At 62.5% G+C, this 13,600-nt stretch carries 10 protein-coding genes; 9 read left to right on the top strand and 1 reads right to left on the bottom strand.

Annotated elements, in window-relative coordinates; translation table 11 throughout:
* Nucleotides 1-280 precede the first annotated feature (280 nt).
* From ACNQVK_RS20765 to ACNQVK_RS20725, 9 genes are all read left to right on the top strand, one after another.
* Nucleotides 281-691 carry an MmpS family transport accessory protein gene (locus tag ACNQVK_RS20765; RefSeq protein WP_418034240.1) on the top strand — a complete coding sequence of 137 codons (411 nt, stop codon included), beginning with the start codon at nt 281-283 and terminating at the stop codon, nt 689-691.
* Nucleotides 688-3,588: an RND family transporter gene (locus ACNQVK_RS20760; RefSeq protein WP_418031011.1), complete on the top strand. Its 2,901-nt coding sequence runs from the start codon at nt 688-690 to the stop codon at nt 3,586-3,588. The genes ACNQVK_RS20765 and ACNQVK_RS20760 overlap by 4 nt, the downstream gene beginning before the upstream one ends.
* A gap of 194 nt (nt 3,589-3,782) precedes the next feature.
* Nucleotides 3,783-5,096: an IS256 family transposase gene (locus ACNQVK_RS20755; RefSeq protein WP_019344575.1), complete on the top strand. Its 1,314-nt coding sequence runs from the start codon at nt 3,783-3,785 to the stop codon at nt 5,094-5,096.
* 67 nt (nt 5,097-5,163) lie between these two features.
* Entirely contained in the window at nt 5,164-7,968 is a 2,805-nt protein-coding gene (locus tag ACNQVK_RS20750) for an RND family transporter (protein ID WP_418031010.1), read from the top strand.
* Between the two features lie 100 nt (nt 7,969-8,068).
* The gene (locus ACNQVK_RS20745; protein WP_418031009.1) at nt 8,069-8,407 is read left to right on the top strand and encodes a hemophore-related protein; all 339 of its coding nucleotides are present in this window, start codon (nt 8,069-8,071) and stop codon (nt 8,405-8,407) included.
* Nucleotides 8,408-8,586: 179 nt separating this feature from the next.
* On the top strand, nt 8,587-8,727 hold the full coding sequence (locus ACNQVK_RS20740) for a hypothetical protein (RefSeq protein WP_418031008.1): 141 nt from the start codon (nt 8,587-8,589) through the stop codon (nt 8,725-8,727).
* Nucleotides 8,724-9,692 carry a sulfotransferase family protein gene (locus ACNQVK_RS20735; RefSeq protein ID WP_418031007.1) on the top strand — a complete coding sequence of 323 codons (969 nt, stop codon included), beginning with the start codon at nt 8,724-8,726 and terminating at the stop codon, nt 9,690-9,692. The genes ACNQVK_RS20740 and ACNQVK_RS20735 overlap by 4 nt, the downstream gene beginning before the upstream one ends.
* The gene (locus tag ACNQVK_RS20730; RefSeq protein WP_418034239.1) at nt 9,692-11,077 is read left to right on the top strand and encodes a hypothetical protein; all 1,386 of its coding nucleotides are present in this window, start codon (nt 9,692-9,694) and stop codon (nt 11,075-11,077) included. Before ACNQVK_RS20735 ends, ACNQVK_RS20730 begins: the two co-directional genes overlap by 1 nt.
* A 107-nt stretch (nt 11,078-11,184) precedes the next feature.
* A complete protein-coding gene (locus tag ACNQVK_RS20725) occupies nt 11,185-12,471 on the top strand; it encodes a glycosyltransferase (RefSeq protein WP_418031006.1) in 1,287 nt (428 codons plus the stop codon).
* Between the two features lie 34 nt (nt 12,472-12,505).
* Here ACNQVK_RS20725 and ACNQVK_RS20720 read toward each other — a convergent pair whose 3' ends face one another.
* Complete coding sequence (locus tag ACNQVK_RS20720) at nt 12,506-13,282, bottom strand: GAP family protein (protein WP_418031005.1); 777 nt, start codon at nt 13,280-13,282, stop codon at nt 12,506-12,508.
* Nucleotides 13,283-13,600 lie beyond the last annotated feature (318 nt).

Raw genomic sequence — 13,600 nt, 5'->3', positions numbered from 1 at the left:
GAGGTGTCAGGGCGATTATCAAGGCGTTGAACCGATTCCGGTCACTTGACTCGTTTGCGCCATATTGACGCACCGGCATGGTTTACTCTTCGGGATCGGTTGCGCTCATCGACGGGCGCCGCACGTTTGCGGGAGCTTCGTGCAGGGTCAGGCCTGGGATGCCACCGCATTCGAGGCTCGATCGTTCGCATCCGATCTGCAAATGCATGTTTGAGCACCCGCAGGGTGCCGGCGCGGAAGACAGTCGGAGGAACTCGCGATTTTCAGGATCCTGAAGCGGCTGTGGATTCCGCTGGTGCTGGTGGTGGTGGGAGTTGCAGGCGGATTTACCGTGCAGCGATTGCACGGCGTCTTCGGCAGCCAGAGCCGCCCCGCGTACACCAGCGCCGAGCGTGAGGAGAAGCGGCCCCATGACCCCAAGCACCTGGTTTACGAGGTGTTCGGTCCTCCGGGGACGCTGGCGACCATCAGCTATTTCGATGCCGATGCCGAGCCGAAACTCATCAGGGATGCACCGCTGCCATGGTCGATGGACTTCCCGATCTCCGATGCGACAGCGATGGGAAACATCTCCGCTCAAGGCAATACTGACTCCATCGGATGCCGCATCCTCGTCGGCGACGAGGTGAAGGACGAGAAGGTCCGGACTGGCGTGAGTGCCTTCACCTTCTGTCAGCTGAAGGCCGCATGAGTACGGACAGTGAGCCGGTCACAGAGCCGCTGCCCATAGCCAGGCGCCGCCCGTTCTTCGCACGCATGGTCCGCGTGCTGTCGGTGCCGATCATCCTGGGATGGTTGGCGGTCACCGTCATCCTGAGTGTTGCTGTGCCCTCGCTCGAGCAGGTGGAGAAAGAGCATCCGGTAGCGATGGATCCCACCGCCGCACCGTCGTTCGAGGCGATGCAGCGCATGGGGCAACTGTTCGGCGAAGCCGGGTCGGGTGCTGTGGCGATGATCGTCCTGGAGGGGGAGCAGCCCCTCGGCGATGCCGCGCACGGCTTTTACGACGAGATCGTTCGTCAGCTGAAGGCCGACACCACACACGTGGTGCACGTCCAGGATTTCTGGGGCGACCCGATGACCCAGGGCGCCGCGCAGAGCATCGACGGCAAGGCCACCTATGTACAGGTGACGCTCACCAGCAACCAGGACATCTCGGCGGTCAAATCCGTTGAGGCGATGCGTGCGATCGTGGACCGGATTCCGGCGCCGCCGGGAGTCAAGACCTATGTCACGGGACCGGCGGCATTCGCCGCGGATCTGGGCCCGGCCGGCAACAGGACGGTGGGGCTGGTCACCTCGTTGAGCCTCACGGTCATCTTCGTGATGCTGCTGCTCGTCTATCGGTCGATCATCTCCGTGATTCTCATGCTGGTCGTTGTCGGCGTCGAATTGACGGTGGCCCGAGGGGTTGTGGCGTTACTCGGCAGTCTCGGGGTCATCGGTATCACGACGTTTGTCGTCAATCTGTTGGTGGCGCTCGCGATCGCGGCGGGCACCGACTACGGCATCTTCTTCACGGGGCGCTACCAGGAGGCGCGCCAGGCCGGCGAGGACAAAGAGGCGGCGTTCTATACGACGTTCAGCAGCGTCGCGAAGGTGGTCGTGGGTTCCGGCATGACGATCGCCGGCGCGATTCTCTGTCTGCACTTCACCCGTCTGCCGGTCTATCAAACTCTCGGCATTCCCACTGCGGTGGGCATGGCTGCCGCCGTTTTGGTGGCCGTCACACTCGTTCCCGCGGTCATCTCAGTGGGTAGCCGCTTCGGGCTGTTCGAACCCAAGCGGAAGCTCACCACTCGTCGGTGGCGGAAGGTGGGCACGGCGGTCGTTCGTTGGCCGGGGCCCATTCTCGTTGCGACGTGCGCGGTCTCGCTCATCGGCCTGCTGGCGCTTCCCGCGTACAAGCCGAGCTACAACGACCAGAATTACATCCCGCAGGACATCCCAGCCAATGTGGGTTATGCGGCGGCGACGCGACATTTCCCCCAGTCCTTGATGATGGCGCCCGATATTCTGTTGATCGAGGCCGACCACGACATGCGGAATCCGATCGACTTCCTGGTGCTGAACAAGCTGGCCAAGGGTGTGCAATCTGTACCGGGAGTCTCCATGGTCCAGGCGCCGACCCGTCCCGCCGGCGAGCCGCTGAAACACTCGACGATTCCGTTCATGCTCAGCATGAGCAACGCGTCTCAGACTCATTTGATGCCGTTCCAGAAGGATCGGATGGAAGACCTGCTGGTGCAGGCCGACGACATGACCAAAACGATCGCCATCGTCAAGCGCATGCAAGCACTGACGGAAGAGATGGTCAGCACCACGCATCAAATGGTCGCCGATACCCACGAGCTACAAACGGTGACCAATCAACTGCGCGATCACGTTGCGAACTTCGACGATTTCTTCCGACCGATCAGGAACTACTTCTACTGGGAACCGCACTGCTACACGATTCCGATATGTTCGTCTATCAGAGGCGTTTTCGACACGCTCGACGGTATTGACCAAATCACCGTCAAGATGGTCAGCCTGGTTGACAACCTTGATCAACTCGACGCGATTCTGCCGCAATTGGCCGCACAGTTTCCGGTCATGATCTCGACCATGGAATCCACCCGAACCATGATGCTGACGATGCACAGCACCATGTCCGGGATCATGGATCAGATGGCGACGTCGAACGACAACGCCACCGCGATGGGCAAGGCATTCGACGCCGCTCAGAACGACGACTCCTTCTATCTGCCTCCGGAAGTCTTCGAGAACAAGGACTTCCAGCGCGTCATGGACATCTTCCTGTCACCGGACGGGAAAGCGGCCCGCATGCTCATCACCCAGCGAGGCGACCCGGCGACGACCGAGGGCATGTCGCTCGTCGACCCGATCGAAACCGCGGCCGAAGAAGCGCTCAAGGGCACGCCGCTGCAAAATGCCTCGATCTATCTCACGGGCACCGCCGCGTCGGTGAAAGACCTGGTCGAAGCGTCCAAATATGATCTTCTGATCGCGGCTGTCGCCGCGCTCTGCCTCATTTTCGGCATCATGCTGGTGGTGACGCGGAGCTTCGTCGCCGCACTGGTCATCGTCGGTACGGTGGCGCTTTCACTGGGCGCGGCCTTCGGGCTTTCCGTGCTCATCTGGCAGCACATCCTCGGTATGCCCTTGAACTGGGTGGTGCTGGCGATGTCGGTGATCGTCCTGTTGGCGGTGGGTTCCGACTACAACCTGCTACTGGTGTCCCGGATGAAAGAGGAGATCGGCGCCGGGATCAACACCGGCATCATCCGGGCCATGGGCGGCAGCGGCAAGGTGGTGACGGCCGCCGGCCTGGTGTTCGCGTTCACGATGTTGGTGATGGTCGTCAGTGACCTGGTCACCATCGGACAGTTGGGTGCCACCATCGGTGTCGGTCTGTTGTTCGACACCTTGGTGGTACGCGCATTCATGACACCGGCGATCGCCGCGCTGCTGGGGCGGTGGTTCTGGTGGCCGCAGCGGGTCCATCCACGGCCGCTAAGTGCAACGGGGCGCCCGTCGGGCCGCGGTCAGCTCGTGCGGTCGATCCTGCAGAGAGAAGAGCGCTGACAGTCATGAATGCGTCTTCCTTCTGTGCGGTGAAGGCCGCATGAGCAGTCGGCACACAAGCGACCGGCCGCCGTTGATGAGCAATGATCAGAACCTGTGGATCCCGGGCGGGCGTGCCTTCCCGGAAGATGATCTGCAAGGAATCCGAATTCTGATCAAGACCAGCGTTGGCGCGCTGGCGGGAAGGCACGCCCGTGCTCACGGTAGTAGACAACAACGACGACTCCAACGAGACCCGCAATGCGGCCGGTGCGGGCCGGTCGTTGCTCGACCAGATCGTCCGCGACGGTGCCCGGCAGATGCTGGCCGCGGCGTTGCAGGCCGAGGTCGCCGACTATGTAGCCCGGTATGCCGGTGAGGTCGACGAACACGGCCACCGACTGGTGGTCCGCAACGGATACCACGCCGAACGTGAGGTCGTGACCTCGGCGGGTGCGGTGGCGGTGAAGGCGCCCCGCGTGAACGACAAGCGGATCGACCCCGATACCGGCGAGCGCAAGCGGTTCTCCTCGGCGATCCTGCCCGCCTGGGCTCGCAAGTCCGAGCAGGTATCGGAGGTGCTGCCGCTGCTGTACCTGCACGGCCTGTCAACCAGTGACTTCGGGCCGGCGCTCGAACAGTTCCTCGGCACCGGCGCCGGACTGTCCGCATCCTCGATCACCCGGCTCACGGCCCAGTGGCAGGACGAGGCGAAGGCCTTCGGCACCAGGGACCTCTCGCAGGTCGACTACGTGTACCTGTGGGTCGACGGCATCCACCTGAAAGTCCGGCTCGAGCAGGAAAAGCTCTGCCTGTTGGTGATGCTCGGGGTGCGGGCGGACGGCCGCAAGGAACTCGTCGCCCTGGCCGACGGCTACCGAGAGTCCACCGAGTCCTGGGCGGACCTGCTGCGGGATTGCCGCCGCCGCGGGATGCGCGCGCCGGCGCTCGCGGTCGGGGACGGAGCTTTGGGATTCTGGCGGGCACTGCGGGAGGTGTTCCCCGCCACCCGCGAACAACGCTGCTGGTTCCACAAACAAGCCAACGTTCTTGCTGCACTCCCGAAATCGGCGCATCCGGGTGCGTTGGCGGCGATGAAGGAGATCATCGGGGCCGAGGACATCGACAAGGCGCAGTTGGCGATCGCAGCGTTCGAACGTGACTACAGCGCGAAGTACCCGAAAGCGGTGAAGAAAATCGTCGATGACGCCGACGTGCTGCTCGAGTACTTCCGGTATCCCGCCGAGCACTGGGTGCATCTACGCACCACGAACCCGATCGAATCGACCTTCGCGACGGTTCGGCTTCGGACCAGGGTGACCAAGGGCCCGGGATCACGGGCGGCGGGCATGGCGATGGCCTACAAGCTGATCGAAGCAGCGCAGTCGCGGTGGCGGGCGGTCAACGCACCACACCTGGTGGCGTTGGTGCGGGCCGGCGCAGTGTTCCACCAGGGCAAGCTCCTCGAACGTCCGGTCGACATCACCCCGGAACCATCGCCCGACACCCCAGTGTCCGAGGTCGCCTGACGACCCTCGATCCACAGGATTTGACTATTTCTCGCCGTTGATAGCTCGGCTGATCTATCGGCTGTCGGTGCCGATCATTCTGGCTTGGCTGGCGATCATCGCCGTCGTCACCTTCGCTGTTCCGTCATTGGAACAAGTCGGGCGGGAAAGCTCTGTATCGCTGGTCCCCAAGGATGCGCCGTCGTTTCAGGCGATGCAGCGCATGGGGCAGGTGTTCGGCGAATCCGATTCCGACAGCGTGGCGATGATCGTCCTGGAGGGTGACAAACCCCTCGGCGAGGACGCGCACCGCTATTACGACGATCTGGTTCGTCAGCTGCGAGCCGATACGAAACACGTGCAGCACGTTCAGGATTACTGGGGGGACTCACTCACCGCATCGGGTGTTGAGAGTGCCGATGATCTGAGTGTCTATGTGCAGCTGAATCTCGCGGGCAACCAGGGACAGGCCCTCGCGAACGAATCGGTAGAAGCGGTCCGGGGCATCGTGGCGGGGACACCACCGCCGCCCGGGGTGAAGGCCTACGTCACGGGTCCCTCCCCGCTGATCACCGACATGAACCACGCCGGTGATACGTCGATCATGAAGATCACCCTGGTGACCCTGGTGGTGATCTGCACGGTGCTGCTTTTCGTGTACCGCTCGGTCATCACCGTCGTTCTCCTGCTGGCCATGGTCGGAATACAGGTACAGGCGGCGCGGGGAGTGGTCGCATTCCTCGGCGATCACCAGATTCTGGGCCTGTCGACATTTGCGGTGAATCTGCTGGTATCGCTCGGAATCGCGGTCGGTACCGATTACGGAATCTTCTTCATCGGGCGATATCACGAGGCACGTCAGGCCGGCGAAGACCGCGAAACCGCGTTCTACACCACCTATCGCAGCGTTGCCAAAGTGGTTGTGGCCTCAGGTTTGACGATTGCCGGAGCCATCTACTGTCTGAGCTTCACGCGGCTGCCGTACTTCGAGACGATGGGGATTCCTTCCGCTATCGGCATGGCGGTGGCCGTCGCGGTGGCCGTCACGCTGGTTCCGGCCGTCATCGCCGTCGGCGGCCGGTTCGGGCTGTTCGAACCGAAGCGGAAGCTCATGGTCCGCCGGTGGCGGGGGGTCGGGACGGCGGTGGTCCGATGGCCGGTGCCGATTCTTGCCGGGGCGTGTGCGGTTGCTTTCGTCGGACTGTTGGCCCTGCCCGGATATCAGACCAGCTACGACGACCGGCTGTATGTACCCCAGGACATCCCGGCCAATGTCGGGTACGCGGCCGCCGAGCGCCACTTCCCCGAGTCGCGGATGACGCCCGACATCCTGATGCTCGAAGCCGACCACGATATGCGCAATCCGACAGATTTTCTGGTCCTGCACAAGCTGGCCAAGAATATCTTCGCGGTTCCCGGAATCGCCACGGTGCAGAGTATTACCCGGCCTGAGGGCAGCCCGATCGAGCGCACGTCGATACCGTTTCAAATCAGCCTGCAGAGCGCCGGCCTCCGACAGATCGTGCCGTTCGCGAAAGACCGCATGAACGGCATGTTGAAGCAGGCGGATGACATGCAGAGAATGATCACCCAGATGGAGGGCACTCACAATCTGATGAAGTTGATCGGCTCGATCACCCACAACACGGTCGAAGTGACCGGGGAGACAGCCGAACTCACTGATGATCTGATGGCCACCGTTTCAAATTTCGACGACTTCTTCCGGCCGATTCGCAATTACTTGTACTGGGAAGGCCACTGCTACGACATTCCCATTTGCTTCGCCATTCGATCAGTGTTCGACGCGCTTGACAGCACCGACCAGCTCAGCCTTCAGATGCACAAACTTCTCAACAACTTGGTGAAAGTCGACGGGTTACAGGCGCAGCTTGTCACTCAATTGCCTCCGATGATCGAGATCATGAAGTCAATGCGGGCCATGATGCTGACAATGCACAGCACCATGTCCGGAATGATCGCCATCATGGATGAGACGACGTCGAACGCCAGCGCGATGGGCAAGATCTACGACGGCGCCCAGAACGACGACTCTTTCTATCTGCCCCCGGAAGTGTTCGAGAACAAGGACTTCCAACGGGCGATGAGCCTGTTCTTTTCGCCCGACGGGAAGGCCGTCCGGCTGATCCTCACGCACCGGGGTGATCCCGGAACTCCCGAGGGCATCTCACGGGTTGATGCTGTGCGGACGGCAGCCGAGGAAGCGATCAAGGTGACGCCGCTGCAGAACGCTTCCATCCACCTCGCCGGAACCGCTGCGACATACAAGGATCTGCGAGACGGTTCAAAATTCGACCTCTTGATCGCGGGTGTAGCGGCGCTCTGCCTGATCTTCGGGATCATGTTGGTGGTGACGCGGAGTTTTGTCGCCGCACTGGTCATCGTCGGTACGGTGGCGCTCTCGCTCGGAGCGGCGTTCGGGCTCTCCGTGCTGGTCTGGCAGCACATACTGGGCATCGAATTGCACTGGCTCGTCTTGGCGATGTCGGTGATCGTCCTGTTGGCGGTGGGTTCTGATTACAACCTGCTGTTGGTGTCGCGGATGAAGGAAGAGGTCGGCGCCGGGATCAACACGGGCATCATCCGGGCCATGGGCGGCACGGGCAAGGTGGTCACGACCGCAGGCCTGGTGTTCGCGTTCACGATGTTGTCGATGGTGGTCAGTGATCTGCGCATCATCGGGCAGGTGGGTTCCACCATCGGTTTGGGTTTGTTGTTCGACACCCTGGTGGTACGTGCATTCATGACACCGGCGATCGCCGCCCTGCTCGGGCGGTGGTTCTGGTGGCCGCTGCGGGTCCGTCAGCGGCCCTCCAGTGCGGTTCTGGGCCCGGTGACGGTGCCCGCTGCTCCACTGGTCAAGCAGGAAGCCTGATTTCGCGCTGTGGTCGAGCTGGAACAAAGTATGGGTGAGATCGGCCCAAGCCGATTACAGTCGGAATGGTCGGGAGCAATGGTAGGGAGGAAGTTTGAATATGTTCCGTCTGTCGTTGACCAGACTGGCCGTCGGACTCGGAGGGCTGGCACTGTCCGTGACCGCCGGAGCCGGTGTCGCATCGGCAGGGCCCAATTTGGACTCCGCGATCAACACGACATGCAGTTACCCGCAGTTGGTATCGGCACTCGATGCGCAGGATCCCCAAGTCCGTCAGGCATTCGACCAATCGCCGATTCTGCAGCGCGGCTTGCGTCAATTCATCGCCGACCCACCGGACAAGCGGGCGAGGACGGCCCAGGATGTGGCCAATGCTCCGATGTTTCAGCCATATCTCGGCACCATCGAGCAAGCTTTCAATACCTGCAACAACTTCTGATCCTGAGATGGGCGCCACCGTCTCGGGTTCCAGTTTGGGGTAGGCCCGCGGGGCCTAGCAGTTCGCTGTGCGTGTCTGGCACTCGGGTCTCGCCATATGAGAGCCTGGGGCAGCCAGGAGTTTGTGCGGCATATGGCAATTCGCTACGGGGCCACCGCATCTCCGAATATTCTGCCGTCATGAGTCAGAGCCGACGCAGCGCCGCGAAGCGCCACCAATTCGACGCAGCCACAGTCCTCACCGGATCATCGTCGAACGTTGCGCCGGCACATCGCGCTCCTGAGCTGTTGTCGGCGCCGCTCGCGGAGTTGTTCTCGTGAACCCCGCCGGACGCGTTGGGTCTGGGGCCCGCCCGGTCGCCTTGTTCGTACTGGGCGTGCCTCGATCCGGAACGTCGGCGGTCACACGGGTGCTGTCCCTGTGCGGTGCCACGCTCCCGACCGGGTTGTCGGGCGCCGACCCGCGCAACCCGCGTGGCTACTGGGAGCCGCGGGCGTCCCTTCATCTCAACAACACGATTCTGCGCAGCCATGGCAGCGCCGTGTTCGACGCGTCATTCCGCTTGCAGGAGGAGGGCGGATTCGATGAAGACCAGAAGGCCGCCTGCATCAACAAGATCGGACAGTTTCTTTCTACGCTGCCGTCCGCACCGCTCGTACTCATCAAGGATCTGCAGATAACACTGCTGTCCGGTTTGTGGTTCGAGGCCGCGCGGCAGGCCGGTTTCGACATCGCGGTCGTGAACATGGTGCGCCCCCCGCAGGAAGTCATCGCATCCGGTGCGGCCGACTTCCTGACGTTGCCCGAGCTCGGGAGCGCGCTGTGGTTGAAATTCAACTTGTTGGCCGAGAGAGACACCCGTGACGTACCGCGCGTGTTCGTCGAGTACGCCAACCTCCTCGATGACTGGCGTCGGGAGGTGAAACGGATTTCGCTGGCATTGGGGATCGATCTGGAGACGCGGGATGAGGCCGCCATCGAGGAGTTCCTCACACCGGACCTTCACCGCCAGCGGCACACCGGCCCGGTGAACGAAACCTTCGGCACCGACTGGATTTCTACCGTCTACGAGGCGTTGCACGCGGCGGCGCGCGACGAACCCTTGGATCAGTCTGCGCTGGACCGCGTCTACGCCGAATATCGAGCGAGCGAACAGGGTTTCCGGAAGGTGTTCGAGAACTCCGAGCGCCTTCACAAGCTCAACCGATACATCCGGCCGTCCATCCTGAAGTTTCGCTACGAGGTCGTTGCGATGGCTCACCGGCGCCGGGGAACTTGGGCCTGATGGGACCGCTCCGAAACTCCAAACGCTCTGTACGACCGGATAATCGGCTCGCATTGGCAGACGAAGCGCTGTTGGCAGAGCATCACGCTGCCGGCATGAACGTGGTCATTCAGGTCACGTGGCTCTATGACCGTGCTGTCGATCTCGACGGGTTACGTCGTTTCCATCATTTTCTCGGTCAGGGATTGTTGGGTCGTCGCATCGAACGCCCGGCGCTGTCGGTTGCCCGGCATCGGTGGGTCGCAGATGACGGACCGTCAGAGGTCGACATCGCTGAGTCCACCCGCCCGCGCACCGAATTCAGTGACTGGGTCGATGAACGTTCGCAGCTTCCGGTCAACGCGGAATCGGGTCCGGGCTGGCACATCGGTGTCCTTCCCCTCGATGACGGCTCGACCGCGATCAGCCTGGTACTTTCGCACAACCTGATCGACGGCCTCGGGCTCGCGCTCGTCATAGTCGAAGGGGCGGTGGGTAAGACCCGTGATCTCGGGTACCCCCCGCCACTGTCACGAACACGAATGCGTGCGTTGGGGCAAGATGCCCGACAGACGGCTCGGGACGTGCCGAATGCGGCGCGGGCGCTGGTCAGTGCGGTGAGATCGGCGCGAAAGCAGACTCGCGCCGCGGCTGAGGAACACCGTTCCTCGGTACCACGGCCCGTGCCGGCCAAGGCGGTCGGCGCCGATGAGGTTGTCCTCGTGCCCGCCCTCACGATCTACGTCGACCTGGATGACTGGGATGCGCGAGCGGAGGCTCTCGGCGGAGCGAGTCATACCCTGGCCGCGGCCTTCGCTGCCAAGTTCGGGGAACGCATCGGGCGCGTACGCGCAACGGATGGTGCCGTCACACTTCAGATTCCGATCAGCGACCGCACCGGTGAGGACGACACACGCGCGATGGCACTCTCATACGCCCGCGTCACCGTCGACCCGACACAGTCCGCGACCGATCTGCGTGAAATCCGGGCTGCCATCAAGCAGACGCTGCGGACGTTGAAGGAGACACCGGACGAGTCGAAGCAACTCCTGTGGCTGCCGTCATTTGTGCCGAAGCGAATGCTGAAACAGATGGTGGCCAAGGCACCGGCCGATCCCGACCAACCGGTGTTTGCTTCTCACCTAGGCGATTTGAGCTCTTTGATCAGTCAGGCCGACGGCACGGTAGCTGCCTTCGCCAACGCACGCACCACTGGGCAACATGAGTCGCGGCAGTTGCTCGAGCGAACAGGGGGCCGCACTGTCATCCTCTCCGGACGCATCAGCGGCAAGATCTTCATCAGCATCGGCGCTTATCAGCCCGGCGCGGAGAACACCACGTGCGCTTTACGTGAACTGGCCGCGAAAACACTGACTGATTTCGGCCTCACTGGCGAAATTCACTGACGTAGGCGTTAAACCGTGGGTACCCTTTGTATTTCGCCCCCGAACACCCGGTGCTGCAGCGTTGTTCGCAACAGGTCGGCCGAAGGTCTCATGTCGAAAGAAGCGCTATGAAGTTGGTGCTGGCGAGCTATGGAACTCGCGGCGATGTGGAGCCTTGCGTCGCGGTCGGGTGCGAGTTGCGGCGCCGCGGCCACGATGTCCGTTTGGCGGTCTCACCGGACCTGGTCGGCTTCGCTGAGGCGGCCGGCCTTCCGACGGTCCCATATGGGCCGGACACCGCGGTCTGGTCGGATGCGCATCGAGACTTCTGGATCCGATTCTTCGGCAATTTCTGGAAGGTCCGCGAACTGGCCAACCTGATGCGCGAGATGCGCGAGATCGGGGAGTCCGTCGTCCAATTCTGGGAGGAAATCTCTGGCACGCTGAAGTCGCTGGCCGACGGGGCCGACCTGCTCATCACGTTCCTGAATTTCGAGCCGCCGGCCGTGAATGTCGCAGAGTATTACGGTATTCCGTTGGCTACGGTGCACGTCTCACCGGTGCGCCCAAACGGCCGGATGCTCGGATTCCTGCCGCCGGCGTTGGGACGCTACGCACTGATGGTGTACGAGTGGGCGAACTGGCGCGGGGTGAAGAAGTTCGACGATGCACAGCGCCGTCAACTGGGGTTACGCAAGGCGACAGTCTCCTCGCCGCGGCGTATCACCGAACGCGGATCACTGGAAATTCAAGCCTACGACCAGGTTTGCTTTCCCGGACTGGCCACAGAATGGGCGAAGTGGAATGGCCAAAGACCCTTTGTCGGGGCACTGACGATGCAGCTGACGACGGCCGGCGATGACGAAGTCGCCGCATGGATCGCCGCGGGAACACCGCCGATTTTCTTCAGCTTCGGCAGTACCCCGGTCAAGTCTCCCTCCGACACGCTCGCCATGATCGAGAACGCTTGCGTGGAACTGGGTGAGCGGGCACTGGTGTGCGCCGGCTCGAGCGACTTCAGCCAGGCCCCTGATTCCGACCGAGTCAAGGTCGTGGACACGATGAACTTCGCGGCCGTGTTTCCAGCCTGTCGCGCGCTCGTGCACCACGGTGGCATGGGCACCATGTCCGCGGGGCTGCGTGCAGGAGTCCCCATGCTGGTGTACTGGACGGCCCTCGATCAGGCGATCTGGTCCTCTCGTGTCAAACAGCTGAAAGTTGGCCTAGGCCGGCGTATCTCGGCCGTCACCAGCGAATCACTTGTCGCCGACCTGCGCACGATTCTCGATCCCGAGTATGTCGCGCGGGCCCGTGGGGTCGCGACTCAGATGACCACACCGGACGAAAGTGTTGTCAACACGGCAGATCTCCTGGAACGTTTCGCCATTCAAGGCTTCCTGACCGACGTCGGCTAGCTCTTGTGCGGCCGGGTGAGCATCGGGGCTGAACTCAGACGATGCCCAAGCCCTTTACCACCTGCAGTAACCCGATCATGACGAAGATGCCGATCATTACCTGGCGGCGATTTGCCAGCGCCCAGTCGTGTACCGGTTGCAGCACCGCCTGGGTGCGCACCGGTGCGATCAGATGGCTGACAACGGCGACTTCGAAAACCGCGAACATCGCGACAACGAACAGGATGACGGCGATGATCTGTGTGGCCGTCGACGCCCCGGAGGACACGACGGTGGTCGTGACGAACAGGACCAACGGAAATCCGGGCAGGAATCCCATGCCGCAGACCAGCGCGACCCACAAAGCGCCACTGTCCCAAGCTCTTTGAAGACGTCCGAACAGCCGCCGGATTGCTGACTTACCCTCCGTCGCCTCCTCCATACCGGCAAAAGGCGACGAGATCGGGGCCGGCTTCTCGGACTCCAGCAGTTGGCCGGAGGCGTTGCCGCTCGGTGCCGGCACCTGCGCTCGCCGACGGACCCAGAAACGTACTGCGATGAGCGCGGCGACCGACAGCACGAGCACACCCATGCCGAGTTGTATGTGCCGGGTCGCGGCGTTGGCAGCAGGGGCCTGAGGGCTGAACATCGGCGCGCGGTGCAGCAACATCACCGGTATCACCAGGGCCGGAATATTCGTCGTGAGGGTGCCGATCCAGCACACCAGCAGGTTCTGCACAGGACGCGGACGGGAGATCACAAGGAGGATGAGGGCCAGCAGGGCGGGATTGAACGCCATCACAATCGCCATACCGAACAGTGAGCCCCACACGGCCCGGGACACTACCTGTTGTTTGTTTGTATTTTGTAGCTTTGGCGACCCTGGCGATCTTGATTGTTGTTTGCCCAGCGTAGGTGAGGGTCGGAGCACGGGCGGCGGACGCTTGCAGCGGGGGCCGAGAGTACTTGCCGTGGTGCCGGTTTGATCGCCGGACGGGTGCGTCCGACGGTGAGACCGATGGGCCGGCAACTGACTCGCCCTTCGGCAGTCCGGGAGCGGCCAGGCGTCCGGCCCGGGAATAGTGTGTCGATACCCATCGGCTGATGGATCCATCTGATCTCGGTCGAACCCTTGCGCAGGTTCGTCTCG

It is taken from the genome of Mycobacterium sp. 134, assembly GCF_048282715.1.
Classification (GTDB): Bacteria; Actinomycetota; Actinomycetes; order Mycobacteriales; family Mycobacteriaceae; genus Mycobacterium; species Mycobacterium septicum.
The sequence above is the reverse complement of the archived record's forward strand: the minus strand, read 5'-3'. Positions and strand labels throughout refer to the sequence as shown.